This window comes from Sphingopyxis flava (genome assembly GCF_900168005.1).
Classification (GTDB): domain Bacteria; phylum Pseudomonadota; class Alphaproteobacteria; order Sphingomonadales; family Sphingomonadaceae; genus Sphingopyxis; species Sphingopyxis flava.
In genome coordinates this window covers 22884-37905 of the sequence record NZ_FUYP01000014.1, presented here as the reverse complement: position 1 = coordinate 37905, position 15022 = coordinate 22884, and the positions used below count along the sequence as shown (strand labels likewise).

At 65.7% G+C, this 15022-nt stretch carries 11 protein-coding genes; 3 read left to right on the top strand and 8 right to left on the bottom strand.

The annotated features are described in order from the left end of the window. The first annotated feature begins 47 nt into the window (after positions 1 to 47). The 3 genes from proB to sppA all read left to right on the top strand — a co-directional run bounded on the left by proB (position 48) and on the right by sppA (position 4148). Positions 48 to 1154: a glutamate 5-kinase gene (proB, locus tag B5X69_RS12375; RefSeq protein ID WP_079639089.1), complete on the top strand. Its 1107-nt coding sequence runs from the start codon at positions 48 to 50 to the stop codon at positions 1152 to 1154. Between the two features lie 2 nt (positions 1155 to 1156). Continuing rightward, entirely contained in the window at positions 1157 to 2071 is a 915-nt protein-coding gene (locus B5X69_RS12370; RefSeq protein ID WP_245798727.1) for an SDR family oxidoreductase, read from the top strand. A 91-nt stretch (positions 2072 to 2162) separates the two neighbouring features. Continuing rightward, complete coding sequence (gene sppA, locus B5X69_RS12365) at positions 2163 to 4148, top strand: signal peptide peptidase SppA (protein WP_079639014.1); 1986 nt, start codon at positions 2163 to 2165, stop codon at positions 4146 to 4148. Positions 4149 to 4178: 30 nt separating this feature from the next. Here the strand turns inward: sppA and B5X69_RS12360 are convergent, their stop codons facing one another. The 8 genes from B5X69_RS12360 to sucD form a co-directional block, all read right to left on the bottom strand. Continuing rightward, positions 4179 to 5081, bottom strand: a complete 903-nt coding sequence (locus tag B5X69_RS12360) for an alpha/beta fold hydrolase (RefSeq protein ID WP_079639013.1) — start codon at positions 5079 to 5081, stop codon at positions 4179 to 4181. 13 nt (positions 5082 to 5094) lie between these two features. Beyond that, entirely contained in the window at positions 5095 to 6423 is a 1329-nt protein-coding gene (locus B5X69_RS12355) for an oxygenase MpaB family protein (RefSeq protein ID WP_079639012.1), read from the bottom strand. 36 nt (positions 6424 to 6459) lie between these two features. Next, entirely contained in the window at positions 6460 to 7089 is a 630-nt protein-coding gene (locus tag B5X69_RS12350; RefSeq protein WP_139375772.1) for a trimeric intracellular cation channel family protein, read from the bottom strand. An 8-nt stretch (positions 7090 to 7097) separates the two neighbouring features. After that, positions 7098 to 8435, bottom strand: a complete 1338-nt coding sequence (locus B5X69_RS12345) for an amidohydrolase (protein ID WP_079639010.1) — start codon at positions 8433 to 8435, stop codon at positions 7098 to 7100. 24 nt (positions 8436 to 8459) lie between these two features. Next, the gene (gene lpdA / locus B5X69_RS12340; protein WP_079639009.1) at positions 8460 to 9857 is read right to left on the bottom strand and encodes a dihydrolipoyl dehydrogenase; all 1398 of its coding nucleotides are present in this window, start codon (positions 9855 to 9857) and stop codon (positions 8460 to 8462) included. A gap of 96 nt (positions 9858 to 9953) precedes the next feature. Further along, positions 9954 to 11189, bottom strand: coding sequence for a 2-oxoglutarate dehydrogenase complex dihydrolipoyllysine-residue succinyltransferase (gene odhB / locus B5X69_RS12335; RefSeq protein ID WP_079639008.1), 1236 nt, complete (start codon positions 11187 to 11189; stop codon positions 9954 to 9956). A 21-nt stretch (positions 11190 to 11210) separates the two neighbouring features. Next, on the bottom strand, positions 11211 to 14024 hold the full coding sequence (locus B5X69_RS12330) for a 2-oxoglutarate dehydrogenase E1 component (RefSeq protein ID WP_079639087.1): 2814 nt from the start codon (positions 14022 to 14024) through the stop codon (positions 11211 to 11213). A 91-nt stretch (positions 14025 to 14115) separates the two neighbouring features. After that, on the bottom strand, positions 14116 to 15006 hold the full coding sequence (sucD, locus tag B5X69_RS12325) for a succinate--CoA ligase subunit alpha (protein ID WP_079639007.1): 891 nt from the start codon (positions 15004 to 15006) through the stop codon (positions 14116 to 14118). Between the last annotated feature and the right edge of the window lie 16 nt (positions 15007 to 15022).

Below are 15022 nucleotides of genomic sequence, written 5' to 3'. Positions count from 1 at the left end.
GGATATTCGCATTGGCACCCATGCGCGTGCGCGCTATCGGCGGCATCATGAGCCTGTTCCCACCCGCCTCCTGCGCACGCCTCATCGTCAAGATCGGATCGGCGTTGCTCATCGACACCGACGGCGCGGTGCGGCGCGAGTGGCTCACGGGGATCGCCGCCGATATCGCGGCGAGGACGAAGGAGGGCCAGCAGGTCGCGGTCGTCTCCTCGGGCGCTATCGCGCTCGGCGCGCGGCGGTTGGGACTAGCCAAGGGCGGGCGTGCCAGTCTCGAAGATGCACAGGCCGCAGCCGCCACGGGCCAGATCGCACTGAGCCAGGTCTGGGCCGAGGTGCTAGGCGCGGAGGGACTGACCGCCGCGCAGATGCTCGTCACCCTCGACGATCTGGAACATCGCCGCCGATATCTCAACGCCGCGGCGACGCTCGATCGGCTGCTGAGCCTGGGCGTCGTGCCAGTCATCAACGAAAATGACAGCGTCGCGACCGCCGAAATCCGCTTTGGCGACAACGACCGGCTCGCCGCCCGTGTTGCGCAGGCAGCGGGCGCAGGCGGGGTCATCCTGCTCTCCGACATAGACGGACTCTACGACCGCAACCCCTCGCTCGAGGGCGCCCGTCATGTTGCGCGGGTCGACCGCATCGACGCTGCGATCGAGGCGATGGCCGACACAGGCTCTGCCTCGGGCATGGGCTCGGGCGGAATGGTGTCGAAGATCGCGGCTGCTAGGATCGCCGGCGCTGCGGGTGCAAATCTCGCCATCGCGTCGGGTCGTACTCCCCGGCCGCTGTCGGGCGAGGCGCGTCACACATTGTTCGTCGCGGACAAAGGGGCAAGCGCCCGCAAGGCATGGCTCGCCGGCGGTCTGACCGCCAAGGGCCGGCTTTCGATCGACGCGGGGGCGGTGAAGGCGCTTGGCGGCGGGGCAAGCCTGCTCGCCGCGGGGGTGACAGGCGCGAGCGGCGACTTCCAGCGCGGCGACATTCTCGACATCGCAGGCCCCGAGGGGCGCGTCGTCGCGCGCGGTCTCTCCGAATATCCCGCGGCCGACGTCGCCGCGATATTGGGTCTTGGCCGTGAAGCGCAGGAGGCGGCGCTCGGCTATGCCCCCCGCAGCGCCGTCGTCCACCGCGACCATCTGGTGCTGTTGTGACCATGCCCACGCTTGCGATGACCGGCGCGACCGGCTTCGTCGGCGGCGCAACCTTGAACCAGGCCCTGGCGGCGGGCTGGCACGTGCGCGCGCTCACGCGCCGCCCGCAGCCCGAACGCGAAGGCGTGACATGGATCAAGGGCGCGCTCGATGAGCCGGACAGGCTCGCCGCGATGGCGGCGAGCAGCGACGCGCTGCTCCATGTCGCCGGAGTCGTCAACGTGCCCACGCGCGCCGCATTCGAGGCCGGAAACGCGCTGGCGACAGGACAGGTCATCGACGCCGCGCGCGCCGCCGGCATCGCGCGCTTCGTCCATGTTTCCTCGCTTGCAGCGCGCGAACCGGAGATTTCCGACTATAGCTGGTCGAAGGCGCGCGCCGAGACGATTGTGCGCGCGAGCGGACTAGACTGGACGATCGTGCGTCCGCCCGCGGTCTTCGGACCCGCTGACACCGAGATGCTCGACCTCTTCCGCATGGCCCGGCGCGGGATTGCGCTGCTCCCGCCCCGAGGGCGCATGTCAGCGATCTATGTCGATGAGCTTGCGCGCCTCCTCGTTGCCCTGCTTGCCGACCGTGACGCGAGCATCGGCGCCACCTACGAGCCCGACGATGGCCATCCGAACGGCTGGTCGCATCGCAGCTTTGCGCGAGCTATCGGCCGCGCGGTCGGACGCGGCCATGTCTCGACGCTCGCTGTGCCCCGCATGGTCTTGAAGGCGGGCGGCCGGCTCGACACGCTGGTCCGCCGGGGCCGCGCCAAGCTGACCCCTGACCGCGCGCGCTATATTGCGCATCCCGACTGGGTGGTTGCCGCAGGCGCCCTGCCGCCTCCCGAGATCTGGCGGCCCGAAATCGCGACCAGCGACGCTCTGGCCGAAACGGTGCGCTGGTACCGCCGCGAAGGCTGGCTTTGATGGGAGGGACCCCCCGTTGCCGATGGCCCCTTATGATCCTCCGGTCGAAGCGTGCATTGCCAAGGATGGGCACCGTCACTAGGTCTGGGGCATGACCGACAGCACCGTCACGCCGCCCAATAGTCCCCAAGGCCCGTGGGCCATCCCCGTCCGCCGCCCGCTGCCAGGCGACGACGCGCCCCAATCGACCACAAGTTTCCCGCGCAAGGTCTGGCATCTCCTCGTCGCGATCAAGGACGGGCTCGCGCTCATATTCCTCCTCATGTTCTTCGCGCTCCTCTTCGGTCTGCTCTCGAGCCGCCCCAACGCGGCGCTCCCGGTTCGCGAGGGCGCGCTGCTCCTGGAGCTTGACGGCATCGTCACCGAACAGCCGGCGGAAATCGACCCCTTTGCGGCGCTGTCTGGCGGACAGGATTTCAAGGAATATCGCGTTCGCGACGTCGTGCACGCGCTCGAGAGCGCCGCTGAGGACAAGCGAGTGACGTCGGTGGTGCTCGACCTCGACCGCTTTCTTGGCGGCGGCCAGGTCTCGCTCGCCGAAATTGGCGCTGCGATCGACAAGGTCCGCGCGACGAAAAAGCCTGTGCTCGCCTTCGCGACAGCCTACACCACTGACAGCTATCAGATTGCCTCGCATGCGAGCGAAATCTGGTCCGACCCGATCGGCGGCGTCGCCCTCGCGGGACCGGGCGGCTCGCACCTTTATTACAAGGGACTGATGGACCGGCTCGGCATCACCGCGCACATCTACCGCGTGGGCACCTTCAAGAGCGCCGTCGAACCCTTTTTACGCACCGACCAGTCACCCGAGGCGAAAGAGGCCGACCTTGCCTACGCCTCGGTGCTGTGGGACAAATGGAGAAGCGACGTCAAAAGGGCGCGGCCGGCGGCGAAGATCGACCTCTTTATCGCCGACACGCCTAGCCTCGTCAAAGCCGCCGGGAATGACCTTTCGAAAGCGTCGCTCGACGCGGGACTGGTCGACAGGATCGGCAGCCGGATGGCATTCCAGAGGCGCATCGCTGAAATCAGCGGCGCCTATGACGACAGCCGGCCCTGGGACTATAATGCGATCCCGCTCGACAATTGGGTCGCCGCCAACCCTCCCGAAACGAAGGGCGCCGCAATCGCTGTCGTCCCGGTGATCGGCGAAATCGTCGATGGCGAGGCCTCGAACGGCACAGCAGGCGGCGAGACGATTGCGCAGCATGTCCTCGACGCCGCGACCGACGAAAAGGTCAAGGCGATCGTCCTGCGGGTCGACTCCCCCGGGGGATCGGTGCTCGCTTCGGAAGAAATCCGCCAGGCGCTGCTCGCTGCAAAGGCCAAGAAAAAGCCGATCGTCGTCTCGATGGCGAATGTCGCGGCATCGGGTGGCTATTGGGTGGCAACCCCTGCCGACCGCATTTTCGCCGAGCCTGACACGATCACCGGTTCGATCGGCGTTTTCGGCATCCTCCCGAGCTTTGACCAGGCGCTCGCCAAGATCGGCATCACCGCTGACGGCATCGCGACGACGCCGCTGTCGGGTCAGCCGGATCTGCTCGGCGGCGTGAATGACGCGTTCAACCAGCTCGCACAGGCGAGTGTCGAGGATATCTACGCGCGCTTCACCGGGCTCGTCGCCAAGAGCCGCAGGCAGCCGGTGGAGACGATAAAGACCATTGCCGAAGGCCGCGTGTGGGCGGGCGGCACCGCGCGCCAACTCGGCCTCATCGACCAGTTCGGCGGTCTCGCCGACGCGCTCGCGGCGGCTGCGAAGATCGCCAAGGTCGACGGCGATTACCACGCCAAATATTTTGAAGACGAACCGAGCGAATTTTCAAAGATGCTCGCGGGACTGTTCGGCGCTGAGCAGGATGAGGCGGCCACTGCGCCGCGCGGCTGGTTCGGCATTGCGGCGATGAAGCGCCAGCTCACCGAGCGGCGGCTCGCTGAGGACCTCGCGCTGCTGACCGAGGCGGGGTCGGTGCAGGCTGCGTGTCTGGACTGCCGCGCCTACCTGCCTTCCCTCCCCCGCGCGCAAAGTGCCGCAACCAGTGGCTTTCTGGCGAGGCTTGCGCTTCTGCTGAAATGATGAAGGCCCCCGCTCGCAGCCTGACGGCGGTCAGGCGGCGACGAGAGCGTCCTTCGCATGCTGCGCGATCGCGCCCGTCAATCTGTCGACGAGGGCAAGCGGCAGATCGTGCCCCATTCCCGGAATCGTCATCAGCCGCGAACCGGCGATGCTGGCAGCGGTGTCACGCCCGCCAGCGAGGGGCACGAGCGGATCATCTTCACCGTGGATGACGAGCGTAGGCGTCCTGATCGTCTTCAGCATAGAGCGCCGGTCGCCGTCGGCAATGATCGCCGCCATCTGGCGCGCGACGCCCTGGGGATAAAAGCCGCGCTCATAATCGGCGCGTACCCGGCGCTGCAGCCGCGCTTCATCGGGCGGATAACCGGGGCTGCCGATCAGCTGCGCTGCACGAACCGAATAGGCAATCATCTCCTCGGGGTCGCCGCCCATTGGCCGGTTCGCAAGCATCCGCATCGCTTCCTTTCGGGCGCGTGGCAGGCGGCGGTTGCCCGTCGTCGACATGATCGAGGTGAGTGAAAGCACGCGCGCGGGATAAAGCGCGGCGATATGCTGGGCGATCATTCCGCCCATCGACGCCCCGACAATATGGGCGCGCTCGACACCGAGCTGGTCGAGCAGCGCCACGCCATCGGCCGCCATCTCGGCGAGCGTATAGGCCGGGCGCACCGACAGACCCAGCGCCGCCTTGACGAACATCCATTTGAGGTTCGGCACCCCCGCCGCCTCAAAGCGCGTCGACAGGCCGACGTCCCGATTGTCGTAGCGAATGGTCCGGAACCCGTGCGCGTTCAGCGCTTCGACGAATTCGTCCGGCCAGAGCGTCAATTGTCCGCCAAGCCCCATTACCAACAGGATCGCCGGCGCGTCACGCGGTCCCTTGTCCTCAAAGGCGATCGAAAGGCCGTTAGCGTTCGTCTGATCGCTCGTCATATGTGCATATCCGTCAGCTGGCGATTGCGGGGCGATAGCGGGCGGAATCGCTGGTGAATTCGGCGCGTCCATAACCTGCTAGCTGACGCTCGATCCGGCGCACGAGCCGCCGGTCGGCAAGGCGGCGAAGGCCCGGCAAGCGCGATGCGGCGCGGTAGGCCGCCATGCGCCCCGCGACGGCAAGCATCGTCGCGCCGTAGATCAGATGGTCCCGCCGCGAGACCGGCACGCCCACCTCTGCGGCGCGCTCCTCGTCCCCGCTCAGAAAGGCCTTCACGAAAAAGACGCGACTGACCGAACGTTCGAGCCGCCGCTTGATGCGCCCCTTGGGCGAAAGGTCAGCCGACAGCTCCGCCTCCATCGTCGCGCGCAGCAGGCCGCCGCAGATGCGGTCATCATATTCGTAGCGCAATGTTGCGCTGCGCGTGCGCCAGATGCGCACAATTTCCTGCGGCGTGTCGGCGAGCAGATCCTCGGGCAGGCCGAGGAGATAGCAGCGATAGCGCGCAAGCTCGACCCGCGCGCGCTCGAGCCGGGTGAAGCGGGTGCGCCCCTTTGCCATCACCTCCTGCGCGAGGAAATAGACGGGAATGAGCCCCGCCGGCATCTGGTCGAGCTGCGGTATGGGCACGCCGTAGGTCTTGGCGTCCCACATGCCTGGCCGCGAGAGGACGTTGACGCGCACCATCGCGTGCATCAGCCGCACCATCGCGGCAGCCTTGAAGCCAGGTCCGAAGCGTTCGAGCGCTCCGGGCAGCGCGGTCGTTGCAAAGAAGGTCGCGGTCTCCTTGACCCGGCGCGCCGCGGTTGCGTGGCCGAGCGTGCCCGTGAGCGCCATCGGCAGCGCCGAATATTTGTTGAGGAAAGTCGCGATAAACGCCCCTCGGATCAGGAAGGGGGAAAGATTTGCGGTCGCATTACGCTCATAGGCCGCGCCCTCCTCGACAAGATCCATATCGAGCCATGCGGGTCTTTGCTCCATTTCCCGGATGAGCGCCACCAGTTCAGCCGGCGCATCCTCAACGGCCTCGACCCCGCTGTCGCAGGCCTCGACCAGCATCGCGACGGTGCGCTGAAAGCCATAGCGCGGCATCAGGGCGGCATAAGCGTCACCGGTGCGGTCGCCGAGCATCGTATATTCGCGGATGCGCGCGAGGAGCTCCGGATCCTCAAGATAGGCCGCCCGCTTGGCTCCTCGAACCCGGCCGAGTTCGCTAACCGCTTCGGCTTCGGGGGCCCAGCGTTCGGGAGCTCTGTCGAAATCGAAGCGCCCGAAAAGATCGGGAAGGGCCTCGGCCTGGCCGCGCACCCGGTGGGCGATCGCGCTGACATCATTGTTCATAAGGCGAACCTGCCACAGATTCGCGATTTGGCAAGCCTATCCGCTTTTCGCCCCGCGATAGGCCGGGAGTCCCAACGACCAATGGATCGCCGCGCCGCGCAGTGAAAAACCGGCGAGTGCACCCACAATCGCCGCGACGGCGGTTCCGGTTCCGAGCCACTCCAGCAGCAGGAAAAGCCCCGACGCGAGCGCCGCGGCCGTGACATAGACTTCGGGCCGCATGATGATCGAGGGCACGCCCGCGAGCACGTCGCGGATCGTTCCCCCGACGCAGCCGGTAATCACGCCCATCAGCAAGGCGGGCGCAGGGGGCACGCCCCAGGCGATCGCCTTGGCGGTGCCGAACACCGCATAGCCTGCAAGACCGACAGCGTCGGCCCATTCAAGCAATTGCCCGCGCCACCAGCGCTCAGGCGTCACCCAGACGACGACCGCGATCGCAATGCACATCGCCGCGATCGCGCCGTCATGTACCCAGAACACCGGCGCGCCGATGAGCAAGTCGCGCACGCTGCCACCCCCGACCCCGGTGACGAGGGCAAAAAAGCTCGCGGTGACCAGCGTCTGCCGCAGCCGCACCGCCATGAGGGCACCCGAAAGCGCAAAAACGCCGATGCCGACCAGATCGAGCAGCCAGATGATCAGCGCTTTGTCGACGCCGGGCATCTCCGCCGCTATTCCGCCGCCGGGCGCACGCCGCCGATGATCGATAGCGTGATGGCGGTTATCGCGTTGCGGATCGCAGGCTCGGCCTGCGGCGCGAAGAAGGGGGAATGATTGGTGGGCGCGGCCTCGCCTTTGGCCTTGAGCTCCGCAAGCAGCGCGGGGTCATAGCCGCCGATGCCGAAAAACACCGAGGGCACGCCCGCCTCGACAAATTCCGAATAATCCTCGCTGCCCGATAGCGGCGCCGCGCTCGCGGGTGCGAAGACCAGCCCCTTGCCGAACACGGACCCGAGCAGCGCGGCGGCCGCCGACGCCATCGCCTCATCGTTCGTCAGCGCGCCGGTGCCGCCAAGATAGGTGATCGTGGGTTCAGGAGCATTGCCCATCGCCGCTGCAGCTTTGGCAACGCGCGCGGTTCCGGTGCGCAAATGCTCGCGTATCTCGGGTGACTGCGAGCGAAGATTGACCTTCACTTCGGCGCTGTCCGGGATGATGTTGGGAGCGCTGCCCGCGTGGATCGCGCCGACCGTCAGAACGCCAAACGCCGCAGGATCCGTCTCGCGGCTGATGAGCAGCTGCGCATCGGTCACGAAGCGCGCGGCAATCGGAATCGGGTCGATCGTCGCCGCGGGCATCGACCCGTGGCCGCCGCGGCCATGGAAGACAATCGAATAGCTGTCCGATGCCGACGAGGACGGTCCCGCCTTGACCGCCACAACGCCCGAGGGAAGGTTGCTCACATGCGCGGCGAAGCCGAAGTCAGGCTTTGGAAAGCGCTTGAGCAGCCCATCGTCGAGCATCGCCCGCGCGCCCTTCAGCGTTTCTTCGGCAGGCTGGCCGATCAAGACGATGGTGCCCGACCAGCTGTCGCGCATCGCCGACAGCGCCTCGGCGACGCCCACCAGATAAGCGACGTGGGTGTCATGGCCGCAGGCGTGCATCACGGGCACATCCTTGCCCTCATAGGTCGCGCGCGCCTTGCTCGCCCAGGCGAGGCCGGTCTTCTCCTCCATGGGCAGACCGTCCATGTCGGCGCGCACGAGGATGGTCGGGCCATCGCCATTTCTGAGCACGCCGACCACGCCTGTGCCGCCGACCTTCTCGGTCACGGCAAAGCCCGCCTTGCGCAGCTGCTGCGCCAGAATCCCGGCGGTGCGCACCTCCTGCATGGCAAGTTCGGGGTGACGGTGGAGATCCTTGTAGATCGCCTCGAGCGCAGGGTACTTCTCGTCGAGAAGCGCCGACAGCCGCGCATGGGCGGCCCCAACGTCGGGCGCCGCCTGTGCGCTTGTTGCCGCCAGCGAAAGGGCCAGCGAAGCCGCCCACCAAAGTCCGCGCTTCGCCATAATCTGTTCCCCCTGTGCCTGCCGTCAGATGTGGATCGGTTTTCCCGTCACCGCCATCGCGGCTTCCTTGATTGCCTCGCTATGCGTCGGATGCGCATGACAGGTGTAGGCGATATCCTCGCTGGTCGCACCAAATTCCATCGCCTGCGCGGCCTGCGCGATCATCGTGCCGGCAACGCTCGCGATGCACCAGACGCCGAGCACACGATCGCTCTTTGCATCGGCAATAATCTTCACAAACCCGTCGGGTTCATGGTTGGTCTTGGCGCGGCTGTTGGCGAGCATCGGGAATTTTCCGATCTTGACCTCGCCTTTTTCCTTCGCCGCTTCCTCGGTGAGCCCGACGCCCGCGATTTCGGGCCAGGTGTAGACGACCGACGGGATGACATCGTGGTTCACGATGCCGGTCTGCCCCGCGATATTCTCGGCGCAGGCAATGCCCTCGTCTTCGGCCTTGTGCGCGAGCATCGGACCTGGAACGACATCGCCGATCGCCCAGATGCCGCTGACCGCGGTGCGGAATTCATGGTCGATTTCTATCTGGCCGCGCTTGTTGACTTCGAGCCCTGCCTTGTCGAGGCCAAGCCCGTCGGTGTTCGCACGGCGCCCGATCGACACGAGGACGACATCGGCTTCGAGCGTTTCCGCCTCGCCGCCGGCCGCGGGTTCGAGTGTCAGCACGGCTTTTTTGCCCTTGACCTCGGCCTTCGTGACCTTGGTCTTGAGCTTGAACTCAATGCCCTGCTTCTTGAAAATCTTGTTCGCTTCCTTGCGAACGTCGCCGTCCATGCCGGGCAGGATCTGGTCGAGGAATTCGACGCAGGTGACCTTGGCGCCGAGACGGCGCCAGACGCTGCCGAGTTCGAGCCCGATCACGCCGCCGCCAATCACGACCATATGCCCAGGAACCTTCGCCAGTTCGAGTGCACCGGTCGAATCGACGATTGTGCCCTTTGCATTGTCGACGTCGACGCCCGGGAGCGGCGTGACCGACGAGCCGGTCGCGATGATGATATTCTTCGCGCTCACGGCCCTGCCCGCCACTTCGACGGTGTCGTTCGATGTGAACTTGGCATAGCCCTTAAGCCAGTCGACCTTATTCTTCTTGAAGAGGAACTCGATGCCGCCAGTCAGGCCCTTCACTGCATCCTTGCGCTGGCCGTGCATCGCGTCGAGGTCGAGCTGGGGCTTCACCTTGATCCCCATTTTCTCCATCGCGCCGCCGGCTGCGGCTTCAAAATATTCCGACGCATGCAGCATCGCCTTCGACGGGATGCAGCCGACGTTGAGGCAGGTGCCCCCCAGTGTCTCGCGCCCTTCGGCACAAGCGGTCTTGAGCCCCAGCTGCGCCGCGCGAATCGCCGCGACATAGCCACCCGGGCCGGCACCGATGACAAGGACGTCGTAGTCGTAATCAGCCATTATCAACTCCATTCGTCATCCCGGCGGCGCCGGGATCGCTGGCGTCGACGGCGGCGCCAGCGGGTAGCGGCCCCGGCTTTGCCGGGGCGACGTCTTTTACAAATCGATGAGCAGCCGCGTGGGATCCTCGATCGCTTCCTTGATCGTCTTGAGGAAGGTCACCGCCTCGCGGCCGTCGACCAGACGGTGGTCGTAGCTGAGTGCCAGATACATCATCGGGCGGATCACGATCTCGCCGTTCCGGACGACCGGGCGGTCCTCGATGCGGTGGAGGCCAAGAACTGCCGACTGCGGCGGGTTGATGATCGGCGTCGACATGAGGCCGCCGAAGACGCCGCCGTTCGAGATGGTGAAGGTGCCGCCCGTCATATCTTCCATGGTCAGCGTGCCTTCCTTGGCCCGCTTGCCAAGGTCAGCGATCGCCTTTTCGATCTCGGCGAAGGACAGGCTTTCGGCATTGCGGACGATCGGCACGACGAGGCCGTTGGGCGCGCTGACCGCGACCGACACGTCGAGATAATCATGATAGATGATCTCATCGCCGTCGATGCGTGCATTGACCGCAGGAATGTCGTGCGCAGCAAGCGCGACCGCCTTGGTGAAAAAGCTCATGAAGCCGAGGCGAACGCCATGTTTCTTCTCGAAACTTTCGCGATATTTCTCGCGCGTCTCGATCACCGCCGACATGTCGCAGTCGTTGAAGGTGGTCAGCATCGCGGCGGTGTCCTGCGCCGACTTCAGCCGCTTGGCGATCGTCTGGCGCATCCGCGTCATCTTGACGCGTTCTTCGCGGCGACCCGGGGAACCGCTCGCAGCGGGGGTCGGCGCGGCGGCGGCAGATGCCGGAGCGGCCGCGGACGCATCGGGCGCAGCGTTGGCGGCGGCGAGCACATCCTCCTTGGTCAGCCGGCCGTCCTTGCCCGTCCCCTTGATCTTGCTCGGATCGAGGCCATGCTCAAGCACCAGTCGCCGTACCGCCGGTGACAGGGTCGGGACAGTGTCGGCCGCCTCGCCCGTTGCGGCGGGGGCGGGCGCGGCGGCTTCGGCCTTTGCCGCAGAAGCGGGCGATGGAGCTGCCGCGGCGGGCTTGCCCTCGCCCGCCTCGATCGTCGCAATCACCGCGCCGACATTGACCGTGTCGCCAACCGCGGCGACCTGCTGGCCCATCACGCCCGCGACCGGGGAGGGCACCTCGACCGCGACCTTGTCGGTTTCGAGGCTCGCGATCGGCTCGTCGACCGCGACCGCATCGCCCGGCTGCTTCAGCCATTCGCCGATCGTCGCTTCGGTGACGCTTTCGCCGAGGGTGGGTACTTTGACTTCGGTGCTCATGGGGTCATTCCTTGCGGGAGATCAGGCTTTGTTCTTGGTACGGCGGATTTCGGCGCGAACGCTGAGGTCGAGCGCATCGGCGACGAGCGCGGCCTGCTCGGTCTGATGGCGGCTCATCAGACCCGTGGCGGGCGATGCCGCGGCGGCACGGCCGGCATAGCGCGGGCGCATCCCCTTGTGACCCGCGGCATTCAGGCTTTCCTCGATCAGCGATTCAACGAAGAACCAGGCCCCATTGTTGCGCGGTTCTTCCTGCGCCCACACCACCTCCTGAAGATTTGTCATCCGCTTGAGACGGATGGCAAGCGCTTCTCCGGGGAAGGGGTAGAGCTGTTCGATGCGCACCACGCTGACGTCGTCGAGGCCAGCGCTGTCGCGCGCCTCCATCAAATCGTAGGCGACCTTGCCCGAGCAGAGCACCAGTCGCCGGATCTTGTCGTCGGCGGGCGGCGCCATGTCGGACTTGATGCGCATGAAATGGCTGTCGCCGAGGAACTCATCGCGGCTGCTGACCGCGAGCTTGTGCCGAAGCAGCGACTTGGGCGTCATGATGATCAGCGGCTTGCGGAAGTCGCGGAGCATCTGGCGGCGCAGTACGTGGAAGTAATTGGCCGGCGTCGTGATGTTGCAGACCTGGATATTGTCGCCCGCGCACAGCTGAAGGAAGCGTTCAAGACGCGCCGAGCTGTGCTCGGGTCCCTGTCCTTCATAGCCATGCGGCAACAGCATCACGAGGCCGTTGGCGCGCAGCCATTTGGCTTCTCCGCTCGCGATGAACTGGTCGATCATGATCTGCGCGCCGTTCGCAAAGTCGCCAAACTGCGCCTCCCAGAGCACGAGGCTCTTGGGATCGGCCATCGCATAGCCATATTCGAAGCCGAGCACGCCATATTCGCTCAAGGGGCTGTCGAGCACCTCGAAGCGGCCGTGCGGGAGCGTCTTCAGCGGCACATATTTGGCCTCCGTCGTCTGGTCGACCCAGACGGCGTGACGCTGGCTGAAGGTACCGCGCCCTGAATCCTGACCCGACAGGCGGACCTGATAGCCCTCGCTCAGCAGCGTGCCGAACGCCAGCGCCTCGCCGGTCGCCCAGTCGAAATTTTCTCCCGACTTGAACATCTCCGCGCGCGCGTCGATCACGCGGCGGAGCGTCTTATGGACGTCGACATCCTCGGGGATGGTGGTGATGGCGCGGCCGACCGCATCGAACAGCTTGCTTGTCACCCCGGTTTCGACGTTGCGGCGGTTGCCGCCATCATCCTTGGGCGCATAAAGGCCCGACCAGCGGCCAGCGAACCAGTCCGCCTTGTTGGGCTTGTAATCGGCGCCGAGTTTGAACTCCTCTTCGAGGTGCGCGATGAATTCGGCGCGGTGCCGCGTGACAAAATCGGCATCGATCACGCCTTCGTCGACGAGGCGCGCGGCAAATAATTCGCTGACCGGCGGATGCTGCCGGATCGTCTTGTACATCAGCGGCTGGGTGAAGCTCGGCTCGTCGCCCTCATTGTGGCCGAAGCGGCGATAGCACCACATGTCGATGACGATGTCGCGCTTGAACTGCTGGCGAAAATCGATCGCGAGCTTGCATGCGAATGTCACGGCCTCGGGGTCGTCGCCGTTGACGTGAAGGATCGGCGCCTGGACGCCCTTGGCGACGTCCGAGGGATAGGGCGAGGAGCGCGCGAATTGCGGGCTCGTCGTGAAGCCGATCTGGTTGTTGACGATGAAATGGATGCAGCCGCCAGTATTGTATCCACGCACGCCCGAGAAGCCGAGGCATTCCCAGACGATCCCCTGCCCGGCAAAGGCGGCGTCGCCATGGATCAGCACGGGCAGCACCTGCTCATGCTTGCCGAGGTCGTCGCGGTGGACCTGTTGCGCGCGCACCTTGCCCAGCACGACAGGATCGACCGCCTCGAGGTGCGAGGGGTTGGGGACGAGCGACATGTGGACGCTGATCCCGTCAAACTCGCGGTCGGTCGAGGTGCCGAGGTGATATTTGACATCGCCCGACCCGCCCACGTCGGTGGGGTTGGCGCTCCCGCCATGGAACTCGTGGAATATGACGCGGTAGGGCTTCGCCATCACATTGGCGAGCATGTTGAGCCGCCCGCGATGCGCCATGCCATATACGATTTCGCGGACGCCGTACTGGCCGCCATATTTGATAATGGCTTCCATTGCGGGAATCATCGCCTCGCCGCCATCGAGCCCGAAGCGCTTGGTCCCGACATATTTCTTGGCGAGAAACTTCTCCCACTCCTCGGCGTCGATCACCTTCTTGAGGATCGCCTGCTTGCCCTCGGGCGTGAACTCGACGCGCTTGTCGGCGCCCTCCATCCGATCCTGCAGGAAGCGCCGTTCCTCGACATCGGAGATGTGCATATATTCAAGACCGACATGACCGCAGTAATTGGCCTGCAAGATCGCCACGATCTCGCGCACGCTCGCCTTTTCAAGGCCGAGCGTTCCGCCGAGGAAGATCGGCCGGTCCTGGTCTGCGCCGACGAACCCGTGATACTCCGGCGTGAGGTCGGCGGGCAGCTCGTGCTTCGACAGACCAAGCGGATCAAGCGTTGCCGCGAGGTGGCCGCGCACACGATAGGTGCGGATCAGCATCATCGCGCGGATCGCCTCGTCGGCGGCGCGCTCGACCTCGGCGTTCGACAGCGGCTGACCGGCCTTGGCGGCGGCAGCCTTTACCGCAACCTGCATCTGCTGCGGATCGAGTGCGGCCGTCAGATCGTCGGCGTCGATCAGGGGCCAGTTCTTAGGCGCCCAGCTCGGACCGGGCTGCGGCTCGTCGATGTCAAAGCTCTGTCGTTCGAGGTTCATCGTCGTTTCCATTCTCGGGGAGGAATGGCAGGCGAAGGATAGGGGGATCCGCGCCCGCCGGCAATGCAAAGCCGCCCGCGGGCGCAGGTCCTCAGACGCGTTCCTTCAGCACTTCGGCGAGCGTGGTGCCGAGTTCGGACGGGCTCGCCGACACGGTAATGCCCGCAGCCTCCATCGCGGCGATCTTGCTCTCGGCGTCGCCCTTGCCGCCCGACACGATCGCGCCGGCGTGGCCCATGCGACGCCCCGGAGGCGCGGTGCGGCCCGCGATGAAGCCGACCATCGGCTTCTTGCGGCCGCGCTTCGCCTCGTCGATCAGGAACTGCGCCGCCTGCTCCTCGGCGTCGCCGCCGATCTCGCCGATCATGATGATCGACTTGGTTTCATCGTCGGCAAGGAAGAGCTCGAGTACGTCGATAAAGTTGGTGCCATTGACCGGGTCGCCGCCGATGCCGACGGCGGTTGTCTGGCCAAGCCCGACGTTCGAGGTCTGGAACACCGCTTCATAGGTCAGCGTGCCGGAGCGCGAGACGACACCGACGCTGCCCTTCTTGAAGATCGAACCCGGCATGATGCCGATCTTGCACTCGTCAGGCGTCAGCACGCCCGGGCAGTTGGGGCCGATCAGGCGCGATTTCGAACCCGAAAGAGCGCGCTTGACCTTTACCATGTCGAGCACAGGAATGCCCTCGGTGATCGCGACAATGAGCTCGATCTCGGCGTCGATCGCCTCGAGGATCGAGTCGGCGGCGAACGGCGGCGGCACATAGATGACCGATGCGCTCGCACCGGTCGCATGCTTCGCTTCCGCGACGGTGTCGAACATCGGCAGGCCGATATGCGTCGTCCCGCCCTTGCCCGGCGTCACGCCGCCGACCATCTGCGTGCCATAGGCGAGGGCCTGTTCGGTGTGGAAGGTGCCGGTTGCACCGGTCATGCCTTGCGTGATGACCTTGGTATTCTTGTCGATGAGAATGGACATAGTCTGGCTTCCGTTT

Coding starts and splice junctions, on each gene's coding strand:
- proB (WP_079639089.1), top strand. CDS start 48: ATGAGCCTGTTCCCACCCGCCTCCTGCGCACGCCTCATCGTCAAGATC.
- B5X69_RS12370 (WP_245798727.1), top strand. CDS start 1,157: ATGCCCACGCTTGCGATGACCGGCGCGACCGGCTTCGTCGGCGGCGCA.
- sppA (WP_079639014.1), top strand. CDS start 2,163: ATGACCGACAGCACCGTCACGCCGCCCAATAGTCCCCAAGGCCCGTGG.
- B5X69_RS12360 (WP_079639013.1), bottom strand. CDS start 5,081: ATGACGAGCGATCAGACGAACGCTAACGGCCTTTCGATCGCCTTTGAG.
- B5X69_RS12355 (WP_079639012.1), bottom strand. CDS start 6,423: ATGAACAATGATGTCAGCGCGATCGCCCACCGGGTGCGCGGCCAGGCC.
- B5X69_RS12350 (WP_139375772.1), bottom strand. CDS start 7,089: ATGCCCGGCGTCGACAAAGCGCTGATCATCTGGCTGCTCGATCTGGTC.
- B5X69_RS12345 (WP_079639010.1), bottom strand. CDS start 8,435: ATGGCGAAGCGCGGACTTTGGTGGGCGGCTTCGCTGGCCCTTTCGCTG.
- lpdA (WP_079639009.1), bottom strand. CDS start 9,857: ATGGCTGATTACGACTACGACGTCCTTGTCATCGGTGCCGGCCCGGGT.
- odhB (WP_079639008.1), bottom strand. CDS start 11,189: ATGAGCACCGAAGTCAAAGTACCCACCCTCGGCGAAAGCGTCACCGAA.
- B5X69_RS12330 (WP_079639087.1), bottom strand. CDS start 14,024: ATGAACCTCGAACGACAGAGCTTTGACATCGACGAGCCGCAGCCCGGT.
- sucD (WP_079639007.1), bottom strand. CDS start 15,006: ATGTCCATTCTCATCGACAAGAATACCAAGGTCATCACGCAAGGCATG.